Annotated in this window: 17 protein-coding genes; 8 read left to right on the forward strand and 9 right to left on the reverse strand. The window is 70.6% G+C overall.

Going from position 1 to position 24,091, the window contains the following annotated elements; translation table 11 throughout:
* Nucleotides 1-25: 25 nt before the first annotated feature.
* Nucleotides 26-778: a hypothetical protein gene (locus MEBOL_RS11045; protein ID WP_095977388.1), complete on the reverse strand. Its 753-nt coding sequence runs from the start codon at nt 776-778 to the stop codon at nt 26-28.
* A 200-nt stretch (nt 779-978) separates the two neighbouring features.
* On the opposite strand from MEBOL_RS11045, the gene MEBOL_RS11050 reads away from it, so the two are divergent.
* A complete protein-coding gene (locus MEBOL_RS11050) occupies nt 979-1,617 on the forward strand; it encodes a glutathione S-transferase family protein (protein WP_095977389.1) in 639 nt (212 codons plus the stop codon).
* A 171-nt stretch (nt 1,618-1,788) separates the two neighbouring features.
* Nucleotides 1,789-3,690 (forward strand): lipoxygenase family protein, encoded by a 1,902-nt coding sequence (locus MEBOL_RS11055; protein ID WP_157774882.1) that lies wholly within the window; start codon nt 1,789-1,791, stop codon nt 3,688-3,690.
* Nucleotides 3,691-3,697: 7 nt separating this feature from the next.
* On the opposite strand, the gene MEBOL_RS11060 is transcribed toward MEBOL_RS11055, so the two are convergent.
* The 3 genes from MEBOL_RS11060 to MEBOL_RS11070 form a co-directional block, all read right to left on the reverse strand.
* Entirely contained in the window at nt 3,698-4,624 is a 927-nt protein-coding gene (locus MEBOL_RS11060) for a cupin domain-containing protein (protein ID WP_170115487.1), read from the reverse strand.
* Between the two features lie 122 nt (nt 4,625-4,746).
* Entirely contained in the window at nt 4,747-5,310 is a 564-nt protein-coding gene (locus tag MEBOL_RS11065; protein ID WP_218920894.1) for an aromatic-ring-hydroxylating dioxygenase subunit beta, read from the reverse strand.
* Nucleotides 5,300-6,658, reverse strand: coding sequence for an aromatic ring-hydroxylating oxygenase subunit alpha (locus MEBOL_RS11070; RefSeq protein ID WP_095977392.1), 1,359 nt, complete (start codon nt 6,656-6,658; stop codon nt 5,300-5,302). The genes MEBOL_RS11065 and MEBOL_RS11070 overlap by 11 nt, the downstream gene beginning before the upstream one ends.
* A gap of 209 nt (nt 6,659-6,867) precedes the next feature.
* Here MEBOL_RS11070 and MEBOL_RS11075 point away from each other — a divergent pair, with 209 nt between their 5' ends.
* The 3 genes from MEBOL_RS11075 to MEBOL_RS11085 are packed head-to-tail and all read left to right on the forward strand — an operon-like array spanning nt 6,868 to nt 10,256.
* Nucleotides 6,868-7,659: a hypothetical protein gene (locus tag MEBOL_RS11075; protein WP_157774883.1), complete on the forward strand. Its 792-nt coding sequence runs from the start codon at nt 6,868-6,870 to the stop codon at nt 7,657-7,659.
* A 57-nt stretch (nt 7,660-7,716) separates the two neighbouring features.
* Entirely contained in the window at nt 7,717-9,039 is a 1,323-nt protein-coding gene (gene mgtE, locus MEBOL_RS11080) for a magnesium transporter (RefSeq protein ID WP_095982710.1), read from the forward strand.
* A gap of 11 nt (nt 9,040-9,050) precedes the next feature.
* Nucleotides 9,051-10,256 carry a cytochrome P450 family protein gene (locus MEBOL_RS11085; protein WP_095977394.1) on the forward strand — a complete coding sequence of 402 codons (1,206 nt, stop codon included), beginning with the start codon at nt 9,051-9,053 and terminating at the stop codon, nt 10,254-10,256.
* 6 nt (nt 10,257-10,262) lie between these two features.
* On the opposite strand, the gene MEBOL_RS11090 is transcribed toward MEBOL_RS11085, so the two are convergent.
* The 5 genes from MEBOL_RS11090 to MEBOL_RS11110 all read right to left on the reverse strand — a co-directional run bounded on the left by MEBOL_RS11090 (nt 10,263) and on the right by MEBOL_RS11110 (nt 18,242).
* Nucleotides 10,263-11,306 (reverse strand): hypothetical protein, encoded by a 1,044-nt coding sequence (locus tag MEBOL_RS11090; protein ID WP_095977395.1) that lies wholly within the window; start codon nt 11,304-11,306, stop codon nt 10,263-10,265.
* 105 nt (nt 11,307-11,411) lie between these two features.
* Entirely contained in the window at nt 11,412-14,147 is a 2,736-nt protein-coding gene (locus MEBOL_RS11095; RefSeq protein ID WP_095977396.1) for a VWA domain-containing protein, read from the reverse strand.
* Nucleotides 14,144-15,877: a BatA domain-containing protein gene (locus MEBOL_RS11100; RefSeq protein ID WP_095977397.1), complete on the reverse strand. Its 1,734-nt coding sequence runs from the start codon at nt 15,875-15,877 to the stop codon at nt 14,144-14,146. Before MEBOL_RS11100 ends, MEBOL_RS11095 begins: the two co-directional genes overlap by 4 nt.
* A complete protein-coding gene (locus MEBOL_RS11105) occupies nt 15,874-16,740 on the reverse strand; it encodes a DUF58 domain-containing protein (RefSeq protein WP_095977398.1) in 867 nt (288 codons plus the stop codon). The genes MEBOL_RS11100 and MEBOL_RS11105 overlap by 4 nt, the downstream gene beginning before the upstream one ends.
* Nucleotides 16,737-18,242, reverse strand: coding sequence for an ABC transporter permease (locus MEBOL_RS11110; RefSeq protein ID WP_245919652.1), 1,506 nt, complete (start codon nt 18,240-18,242; stop codon nt 16,737-16,739). The genes MEBOL_RS11105 and MEBOL_RS11110 overlap by 4 nt, the downstream gene beginning before the upstream one ends.
* Before the next feature lie 83 nt (nt 18,243-18,325).
* On the opposite strand from MEBOL_RS11110, the gene ileS reads away from it, so the two are divergent.
* From ileS to MEBOL_RS11125, 3 genes are all read left to right on the forward strand, one after another.
* A complete protein-coding gene (gene ileS, locus MEBOL_RS11115) occupies nt 18,326-22,060 on the forward strand; it encodes an isoleucine--tRNA ligase (RefSeq protein ID WP_095977400.1) in 3,735 nt (1,244 codons plus the stop codon).
* A gap of 11 nt (nt 22,061-22,071) precedes the next feature.
* On the forward strand, nt 22,072-22,593 hold the full coding sequence (locus MEBOL_RS11120) for a gamma-glutamylcyclotransferase family protein (protein WP_095977401.1): 522 nt from the start codon (nt 22,072-22,074) through the stop codon (nt 22,591-22,593).
* A gap of 97 nt (nt 22,594-22,690) precedes the next feature.
* Nucleotides 22,691-24,076, forward strand: a complete 1,386-nt coding sequence (locus MEBOL_RS11125; RefSeq protein ID WP_095977402.1) for a DNA/RNA non-specific endonuclease — start codon at nt 22,691-22,693, stop codon at nt 24,074-24,076.
* The last annotated feature ends 15 nt before the right edge of the window (nt 24,077-24,091 follow it).

The following is a 24,091-nucleotide window of genomic DNA, read 5'->3' on the forward strand; positions in this document are numbered from 1 at the left end:
ACGGAGCACGACGAAGGGGCGGGCGTCACGGCTCCACGGCTTGAGGCAGGGGCTTGCGCTTCGCGACGGGCAGGTAGCACTCGCCCTGGTACTCGGCCTGGGCCTCCAAACAAGGCGGACTCTGTTTCAGAGCCACCCAGCACCCACCGTTGATCGCCACTTCTCCCCGCCGGGTGTTACAGGGAGCCAAGGCCTGATCCACAAGGGGCTTCGCGGGCAGGGGATAGGCGAGAACTCCCGCATCGGCATAGGCCTCGTCGGCCACGAGAAAAGCCGCCGGGTTGGATGACTCCACGGTCCTCTCGCCCTCGGGACGACTCAGCACACTTGTCAGGAGGAACCAGACGCTCGCCACCAGGGCGGCCCCCGCCAGGACCCTGTCGGTCCGCCCGCGAGAAGACCGCTCCCCCGCCACGGGCGGAGTGATGCGTCCGTTCGTCAGGTGCGCCTGGACCCGGGCACTGTGCTCCACGCGTTTGAGCGCGGCCGTCATCCACATGAAGATGTCCACCAGTTCCGTCACCCGCGCCAAGAACGGAGACCGGTCCACCACCACGTCCACGGTCGACCGCCGCCGGTTGAAGGAAAATCGCATGTCCCACGAGTCCTCCGGCTCCCACTCCACCCGCTCTCCAGGCCGGAACGACAGGGCGGGTTTGCCGGTGCCATCCTCCCGCGCCTCGCGGAGGCAGCCCAGGTCCGGTCCGACTTCTTCATAGGCGCCTCCCAGTTGGAGCCGCCCAACGCCCCCCTCGTCTCCGCGCTTCTCGTCCGCCATGAGTCTCGTTCCCCTTCCACGTGGAAGACCCATGGCACCCGACTCGACCCCTCAAGTCAAGTCCATTGAAATGACCTTAGCGGTTCTCTCAAGAACGGCGGCGCCTCTCGCCCCTCCGTGAGCGAACCGCCTCCTCCGGACACGTCCGGCGAGGTAACCTCGGAGGCAGCAGGACGCCCCCGCCCCCGAGGAGACGCCGCATGCTCACACTCCACCATCTCAACCACTCCCGCTCGCAGCGCATCCTGTGGCTGTTCGAGGAGCTGGGACTCGACTACGAGCTCATCACCTACCAGCGGGACGCCCACACCGGCCTCGCGCCCCCGGAGCTCAAGTCCATCCACCCGCTCGGCAAGGCGCCGGTCCTCGAGGACCAGGGACGCGTCATCACCGAGTCGGGCGCCATCATCGACTACGTCGTGCGCCGCCATGGCAAGGGGCGGCTCGCGCCCCCGCCGGATTCCGCGGAGTTCGACACCTACGTGGAGTGGCTGCACTACGCCGAGGGCTCGGCCATGCTGCCCTTCATGCTCGGGGTGTACCTGGGGCGGCTGGGGGACGCGGCGGCTCCGCTCCAACCCCGCCTGTCCAGCGAGGTACACAACCACCTCGGCTACATCTCCGGCGCGCTGGGCGATCACGAATACCTGGTGGGCGACACCTTCACCGCCGCCGACATCCAGGTGAGCTTCGTGCTGGAGTCCGCGCAGTTGAACCACGCCCTGGCCCGCTACCCCAATCTCGGCGCCTACCTCCAGCGCATGCGGACCCGGCCCGCCCATCAGCGAGCGCTCGTCCGGGGAGGACCCTTCGACCTCTCGGCCATGCGCAAGCGATAGGCGAGGCCTGACATGTCAACCGCCCTCGTCTGACATGTCAGCCACGCTTCCTGACCCGACAAACAGGCAGGGGGCATGGCATCCCCCCTCAGCCACTCCTGGCATCGGATCTGCAACCATGCAGGTCAGCCACGAACCCAGGCCCCCCCTCCCTTTTCCCCCAGGAGCGCCATGTCATCCTCCGAAGCCGTGTCGTCGCGCAGTGAGTCGCCCGCGTCCGAGTACCAGTACAACTACACGTACGTCGCGCCCCTGGCGATGGCCCAGAGCGTTCCCTCGAGCGACCAACCCACCCTCGTGTGGTGGGGACAGACCGTCGTTCAAATCCTCCACATCGCCGTCAACCGGTTGCACTGGATGCACGAGCAGGCCCAGCGTGAGCAGGGCGGCTCGGCCCCGGCGACGCCCGCGCTGCACGTGGACCTCTCCCACGTGGGCGTGGGACAGCTGGACCTCGGCCACCTGAAGAAGCTCCCCCCTCCGGGGACCCTGGGAGGGAAGCTGTTCGGAGACCTCAGCGAGTTCGGAGAGGCCGCCAGGCTCGCCGAGCAGAGCGCGATCCTCGCCCGCAAGGCCTTCAATCGGGAGCTGGGCAGCCTCTTCGACGTCCTGAAGCTGGTGATCGACGCGGTGATCGCCAAGCCCACGGGGCGGCCGAGCTCGATGCAGGACTTCTTCAACCTCTTCACCACCCTGCCCCTGCCCGCGGCGGCGCAGAGCTACGAGGAGGACTCCACGTTCGCCTGGATGCGCGTGGCGGGCTTCAACCCGCTCGTGCTGCGCAAGGCGCGCGTGCTCGAGGACACCCTCGGAGTGAGTGACGAGACCCTGAGCGCCGTGCTCGGCGGAGGGGACACGGTGCAGGGCGCCCTGGCGGAGGGGCGGCTGTACCTGGCGGACTACAAGGCGCTCGCGCGGGTCATCAACGGCAACTTCCCCGATGGTCCCAAGTACTGCTTCGCGCCCAAGGCCCTGTTCGGCCTGCCGCGCGGCAGCGGGCCCCGTCAGCTCCGGCCCTTGGGCATCCGCTGCGGGCAGGATCCGAAGGCCTACCCGCTCTACACCCCCGCCGATGGCGAGGCCTGGCAGCAGGCCAAGACGGTCGTCTCCGTGGCGGACATGAGCCACCACGAGGTGATCTCCCACCTGGCTCACACCCACCTGCTCGTGGAGCCCTTCGTGGTTGCCACCCACCGCAACCTGCCGGACACCCACCCGGTGAGCCTGCTGCTGCGGCCGCACTTCGAGGGCACGCTGTACATCAACAACGCCGCGCAGGAGAAGCTCATCGCGCCTGGCGGAGACGTGGACATGCTGCTGGGTGGCACCATCCAGGCCAACCGCGTCGTCGCCGTGGAGTCGCTCCTGAAGGACCCGGACTTCGACTTCAACCAGGGCATGCTGCCGCGCGCGCTGGCCCAGCGGGACGTGAATGACCCGGACCTGGAGTACCCCTACCGCGAGGACGCGCTGCTGCTGTGGAGCGCCATCGAGAACTGGGTGCGCGCCTACGTGGGCATCTATTACAAGTCGGACTCGGCCGTGACCGAGGACGCGGCGCTCCAGGCCTGGGGCGCCGAGCTGGTGGCCGAGAACGGCGGCCGGGTGAAGGGCTTCGGCGAGGACGGCGTCGCCGGCAAGCTGACCACGGTGGAGTACCTCGTCCAGGCGGTGACGATGCTGCTGTTCACCGGCAGCGCGCAGCACGCGGCGGTGAACTTCGCCCAGGCGGGAATCATGACGTTCGTGCCGCTCTCCCCGGGTGCCGCCTACCGCGCGGCGCCTGTCAGCGTCGATGACGCCGCGCTCAACCCGGCCCTGGATCAGTACCCCCCGATGGACATGACCGCCCAACAGCTCGACTTCCTCTACCTGCTGGGCTCCGTGTACCACACGCGGCTGGGAGACTACCCCCCGCTGTGGTTCAAGAGCCTGCACGTCGACGAGCACCTGTTCGCCTTCAAGGAGGCGCTCAAGCGCATCGGCGAGACCATCGAGCAGCGCAACAAGACGCGCCTGTTCGCCTACCCCTACTTCATCCCCTCGAACATCCCCCAGAGCATCAACATCTGAGGGCGGTTCAAGACGTCTCATGAAAGGCCGGGCGGGAAGCACGGACCGCGCCCGGCCGCATTCCCGTCTCGCGCTTGAAGGCCCGGTGGAAGGAGGCCTCGTCCGCGTACCCCACCCGGAGCGCCACCTCGTGCAAGGGCAGGGTCGAGGCCTGGAGCAGGCGGGTGGCGAGCGAGATTCGCCGGCGCGTCAGGTAGCGGAAGGGGGACTCGCCCACGTGCCGGGCGAAGCGCAGCGCGAAGGAGGTCCGCGCGAGCGATACCCGCTCGGCGAGGCTGTCCACGGTCCAGGGCGCGCCCGGCTGGCGGTGCATGAGGGCGAGCGCCGCGGCGATGGGTGGATCCGCGAACGCGCCCACCCCCAGCGTTCCGTCTCGGGGGATCGCGGCACGCACCCATTCGAGCAGCAGCAGTTGCGTCACCTGGTTGATGAGCGCCTGGGCCCCGGGGCGTCCCGACGTGAAGTCCTCGCAGACGCGTTGGAAGGAAGGCATCAGCGTGGCGATGAGCGAGTCCCGGGTCTGCCTCGGGACCGAGGGCGCCAGGGCCGCCAGCAACGGGGCCGCGGCCCCCGCCTCCAGCTCGAAGCTCACGCCCAGGAACTCCGTGGTCCGCGCGTCCGGACCACCCAGGCATTCCAGCTCCTCCGAGCGGGTCTCGAAGCGCACGTCGATGGGTCGCGAGCGCGGCGTGGAAGAGTCCCGCACGATGAAACCCGGTCCCCCGGCCAGACCGATGTCTCCAGGTGACAGGTGAAGCGGGCCTTCCGTGTCGCCCTCCGGCTCGATCCACACGTCGCCGTCCAGCACCATGAACAGGCCCCGAGGACCCTCTCCCGGAGCGAAGCGCGCCCCATAGGGGCCATGGAACACGATGTGCCGCGAGGCGACGATGTCCAGGCGCAAGGTCTGGAGCAACTGGGAGAGGGCATCCATGAGCGGGGCTCCCGGCGGGGAACACGGGCGGGAAGTGTAACCCTCCCTCCGCTGTCCTCCCGGGGGACTCGCCCGCATGGGACGCCAAGCGTTTCGTTCCCGGCGCCCCAGGCCTGGCCTGCTCAAAAGAAGACGCTGAGATTGCTGGCGAGGATGACAGTTTGATCCAGGAGCACCGTCCGATGCGCGATGCGCCAGGAGCCTGGCATGTCTCCCCGGCGGAGCACGTCGCGGCGCATCCCCGCGAAGACATCCACGTCATGCTCCTGGCTCGAGCGGTAGAGCAGGAAGGAGGAGAACACCTCCAGCGCTCCGGGCTCGGGAAGGGCCCGCGACCGCACGTTGCTCACCAGACGGCGCGTGCGGCTGAGCGGGGACTCCGACCAGGCGAGCCCGGACATCAACCGCCCCACGCGCAGCGACAGGCCCCGGAAGTCATCGTCGAAGTGCGCGGGCGCGTCCGGGTCCAGCAGCTCCCGGCGCTCGGACTCGAGCGCCGCGTGGTTGGTGCGCGCGGGCATCCGGTAGCGCGCGTCCGGGGTGAACAGCTTCAGCCATTCCTCGTAGCGGTGCTCATCGAGCAGCGCCGCCTCGGTGAAGAGGAATTGCTCGAGCGCGTACTGCAACGCGGGCCCGGGCACGAACGAGGGAACGAACGGCGTGGGGGCGGAGAGTTCAGCGCTCATGGGGCACCTCCGTGGACACCAGGCTCGCCCAGCGGCGGTAGAAGGCACGGGCGGCCACCTCGCTGAAGGTCCGGTTCGCGGTGGTGCCGGGGAAGCGCGCCTCGACGTCCTCGCACGTGCCCGAGTCCATCTCCAGGTTGAAGAGCTCGCGCCGTGCGCGCCGTCCCCGGAGCACGCGTTGGATCTCCGTCCAGACGTGCGTGTCGTCCTGCTCGAAGATGCCAGCCGCGCCGAACGAGCGTTGACTGCCCAACCGGATGGCCTGCTTCACGTCCTCGGGAGCGTCCGCGTCCGCGATCACATAGGACCAGATCTCCATCTGCTCGGGGCCCTTGGGCTGCCATACGCGCAGGGCATTGACCACGGGCAGGAAGCCCACGTTGGGGAACATGTTGCACGCCGGGACGAAGACGGACGCACGCGTCTCGCCGTACTTGCGCACGAGGAAGTCGTGACGCGGCCCATCCAACCAGGCATTGACCTTGGGCGCGAACACGGGCCGCGTGCCGCGCAGGGTGTTCGGAATGAAGGGCACCGCCATGAGCCCATGCCCCTGGGCATTCTTGAGCTGCCGGCCGCCATCGGGCGGGGGCGAGGCCTCCTGGAAGGAGCGCGGCGCCCCGGGCACCTGCGTCATCAGGGCCTTGAGCGCGGACAGGTGGGTCATGCCGAAGTGGTAGCCATCCGAGCCGAACTGCTCGGCGCCGAGCTTCCAGTTGCAGTGCACGGTCCACTTCGTCACGCCGAGCACTTCCGTACCGCCCAGTCCATCCAGGTGGGGCTCCAGGTACCAGGCCGCGTCCCCGAGCGAGTCGCGGAAGGACGGCGCGTGCTCGTCCCACGAGCCGAAGATGAAGCCGAGGAAGGACTCGACGCGGGGCACGCGCACGGCGCTCCAGCGGTCGCGGTCCACGGGACAGCGGTAGATTTCCCGCTCGTCGCGCACGGAGGACAGGCGCCCACCGCGGTCATACGTCCAGCCGTGGAAGGTGCAGGTGAAGACCTTGGCATGGCCCGCGTCCGCCTGGGTGAGCCGCATGCCGCGGTGGCGGCACTGGTTGAGGAAGGCGGCCACCGAGCCATCGTCCTGGCGCGACACGATGATGGGATCCTCGCCCATGTACGTGGTGACGAAGTCCCCGGGCCGCTTGAGCTGGGATTCGTGCGCGAGGAAGAGCCAGCTGCGTCCGAAGACGCGCTCCTGCTCCAGCTCGTACACCTCCGGGTCCACGTAGATGCGGGGATCCACGCGGCCCCGCTCCTCGAGCAGGTCGCTCAGGTCCAGGGGGAGCCCTCCCGGACGAGCGGGTGGAACGCGAGCGGCGGACCCGGGACAATCGTTCTGCATGTGACCTCCACGGCGAGGGACGGGCACGGGCGTGCGCCGTTCACGGGCGGAAGGTGGGCAGGGTGACCGGGAGCGGCCATGAGCATTTCGTTCGGCGGCGTTGGCTTTTCGTTCAGCCAGAGTCTCACCCCAAGCAATCCGCCCCGCGACCGTTCATGGGTATGATGAGGCATCGCGGCGCCTCCCGCCGCCGGGGGGAGCCCCACATCGTGAGCCCAGCACCCATCCGCGACGAGCAGCTCTCGTCCACCGAGGCCCAGGCTGACCCGGAGACGCCCGCGCCGAGCAGGACCCGCGACCTGATGTCCGTCGCCGCCGGAGCCGTCGCCACCATCGCCGCGCGGACCCTGGGATTCGGAGTGCTCGGCTTCGTCCTGGGCACGGCGGCCTTCTTCGTCGAGCGGGCCACCGGCGTGCTCACCCACCCGTGGGAGCCCTGGCGCTACCTCGTCTACGTGTTGCTGTTGGCCTACATGGCCGCGGGCGTCGTGGGACTCGGGGGCGCGGGCATGTGGCGGGGCATCGGCCGCGTGGCGATGGACCTGGTGGAGAAGCACCAACTCTCCCAGCAGCTCGTGGATCGGGTGATGGACCGTGCCGCCGTCCTCGCGGCGGGCGAGGCCACACCGGAGGTCTTCCACAGGCCCCTGCCCATCCAGAAGCTGCGCGAGCTCATCCACCAAGCCAGCGGCGCGGACCCCGAGAGCGAGGAGACAGAGAAGAAGCTCAGGAGACTGTCGGGCGCCATCATCCGGCGGGTGCGGCGCGGCGTGGCCGGCATCATCGAGGCCCGGCTCGACGACATCATCGGTGAGCAGGAGCGAGACGCGAGCACCGTGGAGCTGACGCTCGGGCGGCTGCGCGAGCTCGCCGGGGAACAGCTCGACGAGCGGGTGATGGATGCCCTGGATGGCGCCCGGAACAAACAGGCGCTCCTGTGGGCCGCGCTCTTCGTCGGCACCGTGGCCCTGCCGCCGCTCGTGCTCACCCTGTTGCGGTGACACGGCGGGGAGGGCTTCATCCACCTGATGGACCTGGACGATGGACGAGGAGGCGCCATGGAGACGCAGGACCCCGAGCCCATCTTCCCGCATGAGCTGCGCGACGCCTGGCCCGCCCTCTCACGCGACGAGCGCGTGGAGAGCTTCCGGCTCGTGCCCCACGCCACCGCCGATGACTTCTTCCTGTCGCTGTCCGCGCAGGAGCAAGCCCATCTCCTCCTCGCGCTCGCGCCGGGCGAGCGGCGCACGTGGCTGCGGCTGCTCGCCCCCGATGATGCCGTGGACGTCATCCAGTCCACCCCGGCCGAGGTCCGCGACTCGCTCCTGCGCGAGCTGGACGAGACCACGCGCCGCGAAGTGCACGCCCTGATGGCCTATGCCGAGGACGCCGCGGGCGGCTTGATGAATCCCCGCTTCGCTCGTGTGCGGCCGGAGATGACCATCGACGAGGCCATCAGCTACCTGCGCCGGCAGACGCGCGAGAAGGTGGAGACGGTCTATTACGCCTACGCGCTCGACCTCCATCAGCACCTGCTGGGCGTGGTGTCCTTGCGCCAGCTCTTCCAGGCGGCCCCGGACAAGCGTGTGTCGGACGTGATGAAGCGGGAGCTCGTCACCGTGGCCGAGCACACCGACCAGGAGGCCGTGAGCCGGCTCTTCGCCGCGCAGTCGCTCATGGCCATTCCCGTGGTGGACGCCGAGCGGCGCATGAAGGGCATCGTCACCGTGGACGACATCGTCCAGGTGGTGCAGGAGGAGGCCACCGAGGACATCCAGAAGGTGGGTGGCATGGAGGCCCTGGACGCGCCCTACTTCGCCGTCACCTTCCTGGACATGCTCAAGAAGCGCGCGGGCTGGCTGCTCGTGCTCTTCCTCGGCGAGATGCTCACCGCCACGGCCATGGGCCACTTCGAGGAGGAGATCTCCCACGCGGTGGTGCTCGCGCTCTTCGTGCCCCTCATCATCAGCTCCGGCGGAAACTCCGGCAGCCAGGCCACCACGCTCATCATCCGCTCGTTGGCGCTCAGCGAAATCCGCCTGCGCGACTGGTGGCGCGTGGCGCGGCGCGAGGTGCTAGCGGGAGTGGCGCTCGGCGCGACCCTGGGCACGGTGGGCATCGTGCGCATCCTCATCTGGCAGGAAATCTTCGGCTCTTATGGCGAGCACTTCTTCCTGGTGGCGCTCACGGTGGGCCTGTCCCTGGTGGGCGTGGTGACGTGGGGAACGCTCTCCGGATCCATGCTGCCCTTCGTGCTACGCCGTCTGGGATTCGACCCGGCCAGCGCCTCCGCGCCCTTCGTGGCCACGCTCGTGGACGTGTCCGGCCTCGTCATCTACTTCACCGTGGCCAGCCTGCTGCTGCGCGGAACCCTGCTGTAGGCTCGTTTTCCATGAGCACGACCCTCTCCCCCCAGGAAATCTGGGCGCCTCACACGCGCTTCAATCCCCTGCCCCTCTACGCCCGAATGCGCCCGGAGGGTCCGCTGTTCCGCCAGATGGACGCCAACCGGGGCGTGCCCATCTGGCTCTCCACCCGCTACAAGGCCTCCGTGGAGTTGCTGCGCGACCCACGCTTCACCAAGGACGAGCGGCTCGTCGCCCCTCAGGCCCGGCAGGCGCGTGTCGCGGAAATGGAGGCCATCAACCGCAACATGCTCATGTCGGATCCTCCGGATCACACGCGCCTGCGCACGCTCGTGTCCAAGGCCTTCCTCCCGCGCCGCGTGGAGGAGCTGCGCTCGCGCGTGGAGGCCATCGCCCACCGGCTGCTGGACGCCCTGCCCGCTCAGGGCTCCGTGGATTTGATCGACGCCTTCGCCTTCCGGATTCCCGTGACGGTCATCGCCGAGCTGTTGGGCGTGCCTCCCGAGGATCAGGATCAATTCCGCGTGTGGACGACCGCCATCACCCAGTTGCCCTCCGCGGATCGGCTGGAGTCCATCAAACAGGCGAGTCTGGCCTTCATGGCCTACGTCCAGAACCTGATGGAGAAGCGCCGCGCCGAGCCGCGCGAGGACCTGGTCAGCGACCTGTTGCAGGCGGAGGAGCAGGGAGACCGGCTGTCGTCCGAGGAGCTCATCGGCATGGTGGTACTGCTGTTGAACGCGGGCCACGAGACCACGGTGAACCTCATCGGCAACGGCGTCTGGGCGCTGCTGCGCCACCCCGAGCAGTTGGAGCGGCTGCGCCAGAACCCCGCCCTCATCGACTCGGCGGTGGAGGAGATGCTGCGCTACCGCGGGCCCCTGGAGTGCGCCACCCACCGCTGGGCCCGCGAGGACATCGAGTTCCACGGACAGGTGATTCCCGCCGGGGAGACGGTGCTCGTGTCACTGCTCGCGGCCAATCATGATCCCGAGCAGTTTCCCGAGCCGGAGCGCTTCGACATCACCCGCGAGCCCAACCGGCACATCGCCTTCGGCTTCGGCATCCACTTCTGCGTGGGCGCGCCCCTGGCCCGGCTGGAGGCCAGCATCGCCCTGCCCCTGCTGCTCGAGCGCCTACCCCGGCTGCGCCTGGCGGTGGACGAGAGCCAACTCCAGTGGCGCCAGGGCCTCGTCCTGCACGGCCTCAAGCAGCTCCCCGTGGCCTTCTAAGGCCGCCTACAACGCGTAGGTGGCGAAGCAGCTCCCCGCCGGGCCACCTCCCGCGATCTCCGCGTAGGGCGCGGGCAGCCAGGCGCCCTCGGCGCCACACTGCTGCCACTCGGAGGTGGAGCGCGACTGCACGCACGTGCGCGTCGGCACCGAGCGGCCCAGGGTGACGGAGCTGCACCACGGGTAGGAGACGGTGCAGTTGGTGGGCTTGGTGGAGGTGCCCTCCGAGAAGGCGCCATTCACGCACTGCCGCCAGACGCCGTCCGAGGAGGACTGCACGCAGCCGCCCGCCTTCACGTCGGCGTCCACCGTGCCCGAGTAGCACGCGGTGCTGGTGGGCGCGGTCCAATTGTACTCGGCCTTGAACTGGCTGTACTTGAGCGACACGAGCGACGAGCCGCCCACGGTGGTGCGGCCGCACTGCGTGGCGTACGCGCCCACCCAGGGGGTGTACGTGTAGAGCGCCGCGGTGGCCTTGTTGGCCGGCTTCACCGCGCAGGGATCCGACGTGTTCTTCGTCACGTTCACCTTCCAACCGGAGACGGTGGGACGGCCGGCGTCCAGGTCCGTGAGGTAGCCGCGCAGCTTCTTCGCCGAGCACTCCACCTGCTTGCCAAAGCCCGCGTAGGAGGTGCTACAGCCGCCGCTGTCCGGGCACCCACAGCCGGTGGCCTTGGCCAGGTTGGTGGAGGTGCCACTGGTGATGAGACTCGACTCCGTCTGGATGCGCGCCAGCATGTACAGGGGGCTGATGCCGCTGGCCTTGGACTGCTCCACGATGAGCGCCGCCGCCGTCTTCCCCCACGCCGGGTCCGTGTAGCCCGCCAGGTACGAGCCCTTCTGCTGGAGGAACTGCTGCACCTGCGCCGTGGTGATGGTCTGCCCGCCGGTGATGTCCGTGTCCTCGAGCAACCGGTGCATGTCGAACTTCGTCGTGGCCGCCTCGAGCACCTGGCCCGTCAGCTCGTCCACCGCCGCGGGCTCCTCGGCGGAGGGACCGCAAGCCACCAACAGCGCCGGCAAACACCACCACGTGCGTCGCAGATTCATCTCAGGCCTCGGGGGAACCGGCCACGGGACGCCGTGGCGGGGAGGGCTTCCCTCATAGCACCTGGAAAAAGGAGATTCCTCGATTTTCGAGAATCCTGGAAGAAGTCAACGACCCAGGCGCCGCCGGGCCCGCGCACGAGCGGCCTCCAGCGCCGAGTCCACGTCCGAGTCCTTCGCGGGGGGCTCGGGCGGCGGCGCGTCCTCCTCGCCAGGGACGGGGGACGGAGCGGGAGCACGAGCCACGGGTGCCGGGGCCACGGACGCCGGAGCCGCCATGGACACCGGGGAAGGCGCCCGCGCGCGACGGAGTCTCGGGGCCGAGAGGATGCGGCGCACGGCTACCTCGGCCAGCATCGCCGCCAGGGCCAGGCCCACCAGCCACGGCGCGAGCGCCACCCGGCCCTCGGACTCGGGCGCCTGCGCGAACAAGCCCGTCAGCGACAGGCGCTCCACGCCCCCGCCCACGGCCGCCACCCCGCGCAGCACCTCCAGGCCCTCCTTATTAGAGCCCGGCTCGAACTCGGGCGCGTAGGGCAGCGTCACCGGCGGCGCGCGAAGCACGCGCGTGCCCAGCTTCACCACCGGGTGCCAGGTGCCACTGCCTGGCAGCGTGTACTCGGCCGCCATCCGGTCCTCGTCCTCCCAGCGCATGGGCAGTTCCACCGGCTCGCTCCGGCCATCTCCCGGCAACAACACCAGCGAGGGCAACGCGCCCGGCAGGGCCTCGCCCGGAGCGAAGTCCAGCGACACCCGCAGCCGGTCCCCTCGCCGCTCCGAGCGCGCCACCGCCGTCTCCGCCCCTCCCGAGCCCCCCATCGCCCAGCGCACCATGCCCTCGAGCGTCCCGCGCAGCCCGCTCCAGGCGCGCAGCTCGCCCGTGTATTCGCCATCCACCTCCGCCAGGAAGGCCACCGCCCGCCCCGCCCCGCGCGGCCACAGCGCCAGCAGCGGCGCCGCGTTGTCGTCCAGCGTGCGCAGGGCCACGCTCGCGCGCGGCCTGAGGTACGCGAGGTTGTAGCCCCCCACCTGGGGCAGCCCCAGCGCGGGCAGCCGGCCCAGCAGTGGCAGGTCCGGCGCGGCTTCCAAGGAGGTGGGCGTGTCCACGAAGGTGGCGCGCGCCACGGTGAGCGTTTCCTGGCTGAAGATGCGCGGCAGGCTCGCCGCGTCCTCGGCGAAGTACATGCGGCCGCCGCCCTTGTCGGCGATCTCCCGGAGCAGCGCCGCGTCCGGATCCTTCTCCGAGCCCAGGCCAATGACGGACACCGTCACCTTCTGGCGGCGCAGCGCATCGATCGTCTCCAGGTAATCGGCCGCCTCCTCCGAGTCCGCCGCGTCCGAGAAGAGCAGCACGTGGCGCGTGGCCTTGGTGCTGCGCAGCACCTGCTTGCGGCCCTCGCGCAGGGCCCTGCCCACGTAGATGCCACCGCCTCCACTGAAGCCCCGGGCCACCTGGTCCAGGGGCAGCCCCTCTTCCACTGGACTCATGGGGAAGAGCTCGTGCACGTCGGTGTCCACCATGGCCACGGACGCCTCGTCCTTCGGGTTGAGCAGGGTGAGCGCGCCCACGACGCCCTCCGCCGCCAGCTCCATCTTCGTGCGCCCATCGGGGATCTGCGCCCCCATGGAGCAACTGCAATCCATCAACACGCTCATGGCCACGTCGATGCGGCGCTGCTCCTCGCGCATCTCCAGCGACACCGGCAGCAGGGGCTCCACCGGCGAGCGGCGATAGCCTCCCTCGGAGAAGCTCGCGCGGCCGCCCGTCATCACCAGCCCACCGCCCGCCACCTCCACATAGGAGGCCACCGCGCGCAGGCCCGGCTCGCCCAGGCGGTTGGCGTCCACGTTCTCCAGCACCAGCGCGCCCACGCCCTCCAGCGCCTCCAGGGTGAGGGGAAAGGGCGCGCGCACCTCCAGCGTCAGTCCCGCGGCGCGCAGGGCCTGGGCGAGCGTGCCCTCGGGCTGATCCGTGAGCAGCAGCACCCGGGGCGGACCCTCGACCCGAAGCACCGCCTGGCCCACGTCGTTCTCCACCACCCCGTCCCCCGGGGCCTCCACCTTCAGCCGGTAGGAGACGAGGCCCGGTGCGTCCACCAGGTCGCGAAACGGCAACAGGTTGGGCCCGGCCTGGAAGTCGAAGGGGCCTTCGAGCAGCACGCGGCCATTGCGCTCCAGGCGCACCTTGCCCGTGACAGGTGCCGTCGCGCGCACGACGCCCGTCATCTGGAAGGGCTCGTGCGCCGTCACCGAGGCGGGCGTGTCCAACGACAGCACGGCCAGGTCCAACGGCACGTCCTCGCGCGCCACCTGGCGGAAGTCCACCGCGAGGCCCCGGGCCGCGAGCCGCCGGGCCGCGCCGCGCGCATCCGCCCCCGTGGCACGTCCATCCGAGAGCACCAGCACCCGCCCCGAGCGGCCCGGCGGAATGAGCGCTCCCGCCGCGTCCAGCGCCGCCGACAGATCCGACGCCTCCGCGTCCACCGGCCGGGAGAAGCCGCCGAAGTGGCCCCGCTCGGACAGCGGCTGCTCCACCCGCGCCTCGCGCCCGAAGGCGATGACGCCCACCCGATCCCCGGGTCGCCGCTGCGACTCCAGAAGGCCCACCGTCTCCGTGGCCACCCGCCCCGCGTCCGCCGGCATGGAGCGCGAGCGATCCACCACCACCACCACGTCGCTGCCCGCCTGGCTCAGCGTCCACGTGGGGCCGGACAGCGCGCCCAGCACGAGCACGAGCAGCCCCCAGCGCAGCACCATGGGCGGGCCCGGACGCCGGCCCCACTTCCATAGGAAAAGGCCCAGCGGCACGAGGAGCACCCACACCTGGGGCAGGGAAAAGCTCATGACACCTCCCGGCGCCGCGTCAGGTGGAAGTCCGCCAGCAGCGCCGCCAGCAGGCCCCACAACGGCCAGCGCGCCCGGCCCTCGGATGCGCCATGGTCCTGGGCCTCCGCCACCACGCGGGCGGGCAGGTCCCCCGCGCCGCGTCCGCGCAAGTCCGACTCCCGGGCGTCCAGGGGCAACACCTCCACCGCGTCCACCGGTTCGCTCTCGCGCTCGAGCGCGTAGCGGCCCGGCGCCTCGGGCGGCGGCAGGCTCAAGGCCCCCACGCCGAAGAGGGGATGCGCGCCCCCGGGGCCGACGAGCGAGTAGCGCGCGCCCGCCCGTGTCACCACCGTCAGGGGCTCGCCGAGGGGATACTGCCGCTGGATGAAGCCCTCTCGCGCCCGTCTCGCCTCGCGCAGCACGTTGCCCAGCAACACCGGCCACGCGGGCGTGCGCTGCACGTTGGAGCGCGTCAGGTCCACGTTGAGGTGCACCCGTCCCTCGTCCTCGGAGAGCAGCACGCCCTCGCCCACCGTCATCAACGCCCGGCCCGGAGGCGCCTCGGCCCCCGCCGCCCAGCGCACGCCGCCCAGTTGCACGTCATCCAGCAGGGGGTGGTTCTTCTCCGAGAAGAAGGGGCCCACGTACGTGCGCACCGCGCCGCCCGCTCCCACTGTCAGCCGCGCGTCCGACCCCCTCGGGCCCACGACGAGCGCGCCCTCGCCCGGCATCAGCTCCACCCCCGGCGCCACCGCGAGGAAGCGCTCCAGGGCCGAGCGCACCGGCGCCTCCAGTCCCTCGGCGATCACCACGCGCACCGGACGCTCCGGGGCGGGCGGCAGGCGCACCTGGCCATCCTCGGGCAGCACGTCCGGAGGCAGGGACACCTCCACGTCTCCCGCGTCCTCGAAGGTGAAGCGCAGCGTGACCGCGCCCTCCTCGGGCAGCCGCACCCGCTCGCGCCGCTCCGTGCCCGCCTTCGCGCCCGGGCCGGGCCGCGCCACCACGTGCACCTCCGTCTCCTCGGGCCCGGCGCCGAAGCGCGCCACCCGCAGCGTCACTTGAGCCGTGGAGCCCTCGTCCCGGCGCCACGCGGACACCAGCGCCACGTTGTCGCGTGGCTCGCCCAGGGCCGTCCACCGCACCGCCTCGGGTACGGCCACGCCCTCGCCGGGTGAAGCGTCGGTGAGGAAGTGCACCTCCTGGCCCGGGCCCGCCAGCTCCTGGGCCCACAGCAGCGTGGGCGCCACGTCGTGGTCCGCCCCGAGCGCCCGGAAGGACTCCAGCGCCGCCAGCGCCTGGGAGGGCTCCGCCTCGGGCCCCGCGAGGACGCGCGGCACCGTGCCGCTCACCAGCACCGTCACCCGGGTGGCCGTCTCCTCTTCCACGCGGCGCGCCGCCGCCTCGCGCACCTTCTCCAGCACCGCACGCCCGTCCGTCCCCCGCGCGGACAGGGACAGGCTCCCATCCACCACCAGCACCACGTGCCGCGTCCGAGCGTCCCCGCCCAGGCGCACGTCCGCGAGGAAGAGCGCCGCGGCCACCACCGCCAACGCCTCCAACAGGAGCGAGGCCTCGCGGGTGAAGCGCTCGAAGCGAGGGCCCGCCTCGGCGCGAGGCCGGGGCGTGCGCCAGAGGAACAGGGCGCTCACCACCACGGGCTTCTGCTTGCGCTTGAGGAAGTACGCGGCCACCAGGGGCGCGAGCGCTCCCAGGGCCAGCAGTCCCCACGGGAAACCAAAGCTCACGCGCCCACCGCCGGAGGAAAGAGGGGCCGCAGCGCACCGGTCACCAGGGAGCGCAAGGACTGGGACGAGGGAGCCACCAGGTGCGCCGCCCGGGCCCTCATCGCCGCGGCGCCGAGGGCCTTCTGGTGTTCGGCGAAGCGCCGCGCGTAGGCGGCCAGCACATCCTCGGTGAGCAATTCCTCCAGCGCCGCGCCGCTCTCCGCGTCCACCAGCCGCGCGCCCTCTCCGCCCGTGGGCTCCAGGTCCTCCGCGTCCAGCACCTGCACCAGGAAGAGCGCCGAGGCGCCTCGCGCCAGCCGGGACACGAGCGCGGGCAAGGGCGCCTCGAAGAGGAAGTCGCTCACCACCACGCGCAGGCCACAGGGCCTCAAGGGCGGCAGCCGGTTCAGGGCCGCGTGCAGATCATCCCCCGCGTCGAAGGCGGCCGAGCGCAGCGCGGCGCGGCACACCTGCCCTTGGACCCGCTCCGGCCGGGCACCGCCCACCAGCAGCGTGGGACCCAGGCCTCCGCGCTCGCCCACCTCCGTGGTCAACAACGCCACCTCGCGCGCGCACCCGGCCTTGCGGGGCGACAGCGCCATGCTGCGCGAGCCGTCCAGTACGACTTCCAACCGGGGCGACACCTCGTCCTGGCGCACCCGGAGGATGAGCTCGCCCGTGCGCGCCACGGCGCTCCAGTCCATCTGCCGCAAGTCATCCCCCGGCTGGTAGACGCGGAAGTCGTGCAGCTCCAACGAGGCCCCCGCCGAGGCCGCGCGCACCTCGCCCACCCGCCCCCGGTGCGGCGTGCGAGGCAGGGCCAGCGAGAGGCCGGGAGCGAGGCGCGCCACTTCCACCTCGTCGAAGTCGGGAGGAGGACTCATGAAGCGTGGGCCTGGCGCTCCCGTGCCACGAGCGTGCGGTCCGCGAGGAACACGGAGAGCCCGGCCAGCAGGGCCACGACGGCCCACAGACTCCAGCTCAGCTCCGGAGCGGTCCACCTGTAGCTCCCCTCGAGGAATGCCGACAACCCGACGAAGGGGTTGAGCAGGTTGAAGAGCTTCTGGCCTCCGCTCTCTCCGAAGAGGATGGCGACGAAGGGAGGCAGCATGCTCGCCAGGAGCACCAGGATGAAGAAGAAGAAGCGCACCACCGCCGCCGAGGCGGACCGCCCCGCGCGCGGCAGGCGGACCACCCACACCGGCAGGGTCATGTACAGGAGCGCGAACACCGGCGGGGCGAGCACCGCCTCCAGGGTGACCTCACGCCAGCTCGAGCCGGACGGGGAAAGCCACAGGAGCACGCCACACAGCGCGCTCCAGGCGAGCAACAACAGCACGGCGAGCCTCAAGCCCCGCACCGCGCCGGGGCGCAGGAGCGACCAGGGCCGGGTCCCCGCGCGCAGGGCCCGCGCCTGCCCGTCGGCGTCCGTGGCCAGCACGAGGCCGCACAGGGTCAGGTACAGACACCCCAGGACACTCACCACCTCCGCCCCCCGGTCGGGAGCGACGTACAGCCAGCCGCCCAGCAGCACCAGGCCCGAGAGCCCCACCTGGACGACGAGCGCCAACCGGGGCCCGCGCGAGTAGTTCTCCGTGACCAGGGACAGCCGGGCGGCGGCCGTCTCGAAGAGCAGCCACCCGCCCGTGAGCATCATCCACAGGAAGCAGCCCGCGAAGTAGACGAGGAACCGCTCGCGGCGAAAGAGGAGGAAGCCCTCCTCACACAGGGCGAAGGCCGACACCAGGCCATACATCAACGCCAAGGCCAGCGAGCCCAGCAGGGAGAAGTGCACCAGGGCCCGGCCAATCCGGCCCTCCGCCATCGTGGCCGCGCACACCGCCCACACGGTGAGGAAGACGAGCCAGCAGCCCCCCAGCGCGAGCACCACGAGGATGGTCGGCAGCTCGATGCCATTGAGGTAGTAGCTGAACAGGAGGAAGGGCCCCACGGCGGAGGCGTACAGCCCGCCCTGCACGAGGAAGGAGCCCACCTTGCCGCGCAGGATGCGCCGGGGCCCGAGTCCCGTGAGGATGAGCAGCACCCACGTGTCGTCCTCGCGCTCGCGCGCCAGCGAGCGGTAGGCGCTGTAGGGAATGACGAAGAAGTGCACCACGCCCAGACACACGAAGAAGGCGAAGAAGAAGCTCCGCCCCATGGGCTTCAAGCCGCCCTCCTCGAGCGTGGAGGACCAGGCGGCCAGCGCGATGGTGAAGCAGGCGAGCAGCATCAGCCCGAAGAACGACCAGAAGACGCGCGAGCGCACTCCCTGGCGCACCTCCTTCACCACCAGCGGGTTGAGCCATTCCCCCAGCCGGGAGAGCAGGGGCGGGCGAGGCTCCCCATTCACCGTGGCATCCATGCCCCTGCCTGTCGTCGCATGCATCCCAGACCCCCTTGGACTCTCGGGGGCCCAGTATAGAGGAGAGGGTGCCCATGGGGCCCCATCCGGTGCTACGACATGCCCCCATGTCTTCTCCTGCCCCCCTGTTCACCTCCGTCCCCGCGGAACTGGACTTCCCCGCGGATGAACGCCGCGTCCTCGCCTTCTGGAAGGAGCGCCGCATCTTCGAGCGCACGCTCCAGGGCCGGGATGACGCACCGGGCTTCGTCTTCTACGAAGGGCCCCCCACCGCCAACGGCCTGCCCCACAACGGGCACGTCCTCACGCGCGTCATCAAGGATCTGTTCCCCCGCTACAAGTCCCTGCGCGGCTACCGGGTCCCCCGCAAGGCGGGGTGGGACACGCACGGCCTGCCCGTGGAGGTGGAAGTCGAGAAGGAGCTGCGCATCCACGGCAAGGCGGAGATCGAACGCTACGGGGTGGAGCCCTTCACCGAGCGCTGCATCGAGTCCGTCTTCCGCTACACCTCCGAGTGGGAACGGCTCACCGAGCGCATCGGCTTCTGGGTGGACCTGCAGGACGCCTACGTCACCTACCACCGGGGCTACGTGGAGAGCGTCTGGTGGGCGCTCGCCGAGCTGTACCGCAAGGGCCTGCTCTACCGGGGCCATAAAATCGTCTGGTGGTGGCCCCAGGGCGGCACGGCGCTGAGCTCCGGCGAGGTCGGCATGGGCTACCGCACCGTGGACGACCCCAGCGCCTACGTGGCACTGCCCCTCCGGGACACGCCGGACACCGCGCTGCTCATCTGGACGACCACGCCCTGGACGCTGCCCTCCAACATGTACGCCGCGGTGAACCCCACCGTGGACTACGTCACCGTGGACGCGGGCGAGCGCAAGCTCATCCTCGCCGCGGCCCTGCGCGAGGAGCTGGCCAAGAAGCTCAAGAAGGACCTGCCGGTGCTCGCCACCCACAAGGGCGCGGAGCTGGTGGGCCGGCGCTACCTGCCGCCCTATGACGTCTATGTCCAGCGCGTGGGCGACACCCAACTGCCGCTCGCCCAGGGCGGCACGGAGGCCCCCGCCTGGCGCGTCATCGGCGCGGACTTCGTCACCCTGTCGAGCGGCACCGGCATCGTGCACATCGCCCCGGCGTTCGGCGAGGACGACTACGAGGCCTTCCGCCGCGAGCGCGCCCGCTTCGCCGACCCCAGCGCCCTGGAGATGTTCTGCGCCATCCGTCCGGACGGCACCTTCGGCGAGGACTTCCCCTCGCTCACCGGCCGCTTCGTGAAGGACGCGGACAAGGACATCCAGCGCGAGCTCAAGGAGCGCGGCCGGATGCTGCTCATCGAGCAGTACCGCCACGAGTACCCGTTCTGCTGGCGCGCGGATGATGATCCGCTCATCCAGTTCGCCCGGCCCGCCTGGTACATCCGCACCACGTCCGTGAAGGACAAGGCCATCGAGAACAACCGCCAGGTCAACTGGGTGCCCGAGCACATCAAGGAAGGGCGCTTCGGCGACTTCCTGGCGAACAACGTGGACTGGGCCCTGTCGCGCGAGCGCTACTGGGGCACGGCCCTGCCCCTGTGGGTGAACACGGAGACGGGCGAGGTGGAGGCCCACGCCTCGCTGGAGTCGCTGCGTGCCCAGCCCGGCAGCACGCTCGCCGCCGTGGAGGCCGAGCTCAAGGCCTTCCTCGCGAAGAAGCCCGACTCGGCCGGCGCCGAGCACCTCATCGTCCACAAGCCGTGGATCGACAAGGTCACCTACGAGAAGCCCGGCACCCCCGGCCGCTTCGTGCGCGTGCCCGAGGTGGTGGACGTGTGGTTCGACTCGGGGTGCATGCCCTTCGCGCAGTGGGGCTATCCCCACGCCCCCGGCTCGCACGAGAAGTTCACCCGCGCCTTCCCCGCGGACTTCATCTCCGAGGCCATCGATCAGACGCGCGGCTGGTTCTACTCGCTGCTGATGATCAGCACGCTCGTCTTCGACGAGGAGACCCAGCGGCGCCAGGGCATCACCCCGCCCCGCGACTTCCCCCTGCCGTACAAGAACTGCATCGTGCTCGGCCACGTCTCCGACAAGGAGGGCAAGAAGGAGTCCAAGTCCAAGGGCAACTACACCCCGCCGGAGATCATCCTCGACGAAGTGCGCATGGACTTCGCCGTGCTCGACGACGCGCGGGCGGGCGTGCCCGGCGTGCCCGGGGAAGCGCTCATCGCCCGCGAGGACCTGGAGGGCCTGGATCTCCAGGAGGGCGCCAGGCTCCAGGTGTTCCGCCAGGACGCGCCGGAGCGGGCACTGACGCTCACGGTCAAGGTGCACAAGAAGCTCAAGCGCCGCGTGGTGCTGCTCGCGGCGAAGGACCTGGAGGCCCTGGGCGTGAAGCCGTCGGCGCGCGGCGCGGACGTGATGCCGGTGGAAGTGCCCCGGCTGCCGCCCACCGAGCGCGTGGTGCTCAAGGACCCCGCCAGCAAGGCCCCGGGCGCGGACGCGTTCCGCTGGTTCTTCTTCGCCGCGAGCCCCACCTGGTCCAACACGCGCCACTCGCTGAGCAACGTGCGCCTGTTGCAGAAGGACTTCCAGGTCAAGCTGCGCAACGTCTACTCGTTCTTCACCATCTACGCGAACATCGACGGCTTCTCGCCGGCGCTCGGCAACCCGGACGCCACCGAGGCCCCCTGGCGCGCCATCCAGAAGAGCACCGGCTGGCGCCCGCCCGCCGAGCGCCCCGTGCTGGACCGGTGGATCCTCTCCGAGGTGCAGCTCGCCCTGCGCGACGTGACGCGCGCCCTGGACGCCTACCAGGTGTACGAGGCCGCCCAGCGCATGGTGGCGCTCGTGGACGCCCTATCCAACTGGTACCTGCGCCGCAGCCGCGAGCGCTTCTGGGCCCCGGGCCTGGAGGCGGACAAGCGCGACGCGTACTTCACCCTGTACGAGGTGCTCACCACGCTCACCTCGCTGAGCGCGCCCTTCACGCCCTTCTTCGCGGAGGAGATGTGGGGCAACCTGGTGCGCCAGCCCTGGCCCCAGTCCCAGCCGGAGAGCGTCCACCTGGGCCGCTTCCCCGAGCCCGACACGAGCCTCATCGACGAGGCCCTGTCCACGGAGATGGGGGCGGTGCGCGAGCTGGTGTCGCTCGGACTCAAGGTGCGCACGGACAACCGGCTCAAGGTGCGCCAGCCGCTCTCGCGCGTGGACGTGGTGCTCGCGCGGCGGGAGCTGCAGGAGCGCGTGGCCGTCTATGAGCACCTGCTCTCCGACGAGCTGAACGTGCACGCGGTGCGCTTCCTCGAGGCGGGCCAGGAGGCGGACGTGGTGCGCTACAAGGTCCGGCCGAACCTGCGCGCCATGGGCAGCCGCCTGGGCCCCAAGCTCGCGCCGGTGCGCAAGGCCTTCGACGCCGCCGACAGCCGGCTGCTCCAGGGCGAGCTGGCCCGCGAGGGCAAGGTGGCGCTCACCGTGGGCGGCGAGGCCATGGTCTTCCCGGCCGAGGAGCTGGAAGTGCTCGTGGAAGCCAACGCGGGCTACGCGGCGGCGGGCTCGGGCGTGGGCGTGGTGGTGCTCCACACCGAGCTGACGGAAGCGCTCGTGGACGAGGGCCTGGTGCGCGAGCTGCTCGCGCGGGTGCAGGCGGCGCGCAAGGACCTGGCGCTCGGCTACACGGACCGCATCCGCCTGTGGGTGGACGGAGACGCGCGCGTGCGCAAGGTGACCCAGGAAGCGCGAGAGCTCATCTCCCGGGAAACGCTCACCACGGAGCTGCACGTGGGCCCCGAGGGCTTCACCTCCGAGGAGGAAGTGAACCTCAACGGACTGCCCGCGCGCGTGCGCGTCGAGCGGGCCTGAGCCTGCACCCCATGCCCGGACCCGCTCCCCTTCCCTGGTTCGCCTTCTCCCTGTCCCTCGCGCCCGGAGGGGTGCGTGAACGGCTCCAGGGAGTGCTCCCGCCCGCCGTGCCCGAGGGCGAGGTGGCCGAGGCGTTGGACGTGGAGCTCGTCCACGACGTGCTGGCGCCGGAGTGGGAAGGCCGGGTGGCGAGGCTGGTGGACACCCCCGGCCGGCGCGTCATCGGTCGCCTGCGCGCCGTCCCCGCTCCCCTCTGGCCCCAGGTGGCGGCGCTGGAGGAACGGCTGGCGCTGGCCACCCACGAGCGTCCCCTGCGGGTCCGCACGGCCTCTGGCGCCCTCGTCTCCGCGCGGGCCTTCACGCCCCCCGCGCCGGCCCGCCCCGCCGTGGGGCCCGTGAGCGAATCGTTCCTGGTGGCCCTGGCACGGGCCGCCGAGTCCGCGAAGCTGCCCGCCGACTACGTGACGCGGCTCCAGGCCGAGGCCCAGCTCGTCCAGACCATCCAGCGCGCCCAGGCCCAGCGACTGCGCTGAACCCGCCGGATTCGACACACCGCGTCCTTTCGGGAGCAACTTTCCGTTATCAAGGGACGAGAATTCCGAACACCCCCTCCCATGGAAGGCCGACTGGATGCAGATCCGCCCCCCCAGCCCGTCGCTCGTGCCGCCCCGAGAAGCCTCCGTGAAGGTGGGAAACACCGTGTCCGCCTCCGGTGGGAGCTGGGCGCGGGCCGCCGAGAAGGAAGTGCCCATCGCGGACCTCCAGAAGAAGTTCGGCTGGACGGAGGGCAGCTGGCAGGCGGACCTGCTGCGCGCGGCGGATGGAGCGGCCACCTCGCCGGGCGAGCGCCGGGGCAACGGGGGCGTGTCCGCGGCGGAAGTGGAGCGCTACCTGGCCCAACCGGATGACGCGCGCTTCCTCACCTCGGCGGCGCTGCAGAAGCAACGGGCGGCGCTGGAGGAGCGGCTGGCGGGAGGCGCCCAGGCCGTCGCCGTGGATGGCTTCGACAGCGACTGGCAGAACACGGTGGCCCAGCGCGCGGACACGCTCGCGGGCAACGGGGACGGACAGGTGTCGCGCACGGAGCTGAACGCCTTCCTGCTCGATGTGAAGGACGGGAAGGTGGATGACACCGCCTGGATGCCGGATCAAAAGGAGGCCGTGTTCTCGAGCCGGCTCGCCGAGAGCGCGGGCGAGGCGGATCCCCTGCGTCCCCTGGGCGAGAGCGGCGGATTGTCCCTGGTGAAGGAGTACATGCGGACGACGATGGGCGAGGGCACGAATGTCCCCACCTTCGTGAGCTACCTGCTGTCCGCTGCGGACATCCAGGAGACGCCCGTGGAGGTGAACCGGAACAAGAGCCACTTCCAGCCGGATCCAGAGCTGGGAGCGGAGGGCGTGGTGGACTCGGACTACACGAACACGGGCTACGACCGGGGCCACATGAAGCCGGCGGACGACTCGCCCACGCAGGAGGCGATGGACGAGAGCCACCTGTTGAGCAACGTGGCGCCGCAGTACCCGGACATGAACCGGCAGACATGGCGCACGCTGGAGGCGGCGGTCAACGACCTGGTGGAATCCACGGGCGGCAAGGCCTCGATCATCACGGGCAACCTCTACCTGGACGCCCAGGGCAAGCCGTTGCCGCTCGATGAGCAGGGCACCATGGGCGCCAACGCGCGCCGCATCTCCGTGCCCACGCATCAATTCAAGACGGTGCTGCTGGAGTTGCCCAATGGCAACCTGAGCATGTTCGCCTACATGGTGCCCAACGTGAAGGACGCCCCGACGAAGAAGGACGACATCACGCCCTTCCTCGATGCGGCGCGCACGTCGGTGGACCGGATCGAGGAACTGCTCGGACAGGACCTGTACGCGCAGTTGCCCGAGTCCGTGCAGGCGAAGCTGGAGTCGGACACCTCGGCGCGCGTGAGCTTCCGCGAAGCCAGCCTGTATGAAGCCGCGTCGCTCGTCTGGCCCCAGGGAGGAGCCAGGGGAAGCGACGCGTGGTGAGAGCGCCGGGCCTGC

This window comes from Melittangium boletus DSM 14713, from assembly GCF_002305855.1.
GTDB lineage: Bacteria > Myxococcota > Myxococcia > Myxococcales > Myxococcaceae > Cystobacter > Cystobacter boletus.

Coding starts and splice junctions, on each gene's coding strand:
- MEBOL_RS11050 (WP_095977389.1), top strand. CDS start 979: ATGCTCACACTCCACCATCTCAACCACTCCCGCTCGCAGCGCATCCTG.
- MEBOL_RS11060 (WP_170115487.1), bottom strand. CDS start 4,624: ATGGATGCCCTCTCCCAGTTGCTCCAGACCTTGCGCCTGGACATCGTC.
- MEBOL_RS11120 (WP_095977401.1), top strand. CDS start 22,072: ATGCCCGGACCCGCTCCCCTTCCCTGGTTCGCCTTCTCCCTGTCCCTC.
- MEBOL_RS11105 (WP_095977398.1), bottom strand. CDS start 16,740: ATGAGTCCTCCTCCCGACTTCGACGAGGTGGAAGTGGCGCGCCTCGCT.
- MEBOL_RS11110 (WP_245919652.1), bottom strand. CDS start 18,242: ATGCATGCGACGACAGGCAGGGGCATGGATGCCACGGTGAATGGGGAG.
- MEBOL_RS11085 (WP_095977394.1), top strand. CDS start 9,051: ATGAGCACGACCCTCTCCCCCCAGGAAATCTGGGCGCCTCACACGCGC.
- MEBOL_RS11090 (WP_095977395.1), bottom strand. CDS start 11,306: ATGAATCTGCGACGCACGTGGTGGTGTTTGCCGGCGCTGTTGGTGGCT.
- MEBOL_RS11055 (WP_157774882.1), top strand. CDS start 1,789: ATGTCATCCTCCGAAGCCGTGTCGTCGCGCAGTGAGTCGCCCGCGTCC.
- MEBOL_RS11045 (WP_095977388.1), bottom strand. CDS start 778: ATGGCGGACGAGAAGCGCGGAGACGAGGGGGGCGTTGGGCGGCTCCAA.
- mgtE (WP_095982710.1), top strand. CDS start 7,717: ATGGAGACGCAGGACCCCGAGCCCATCTTCCCGCATGAGCTGCGCGAC.
- MEBOL_RS11065 (WP_218920894.1), bottom strand. CDS start 5,310: ATGAGCGCTGAACTCTCCGCCCCCACGCCGTTCGTTCCCTCGTTCGTG.
- MEBOL_RS11125 (WP_095977402.1), top strand. CDS start 22,691: ATGCAGATCCGCCCCCCCAGCCCGTCGCTCGTGCCGCCCCGAGAAGCC.
- MEBOL_RS11070 (WP_095977392.1), bottom strand. CDS start 6,658: ATGCAGAACGATTGTCCCGGGTCCGCCGCTCGCGTTCCACCCGCTCGT.
- MEBOL_RS11095 (WP_095977396.1), bottom strand. CDS start 14,147: ATGAGCTTTTCCCTGCCCCAGGTGTGGGTGCTCCTCGTGCCGCTGGGC.
- ileS (WP_095977400.1), top strand. CDS start 18,326: ATGTCTTCTCCTGCCCCCCTGTTCACCTCCGTCCCCGCGGAACTGGAC.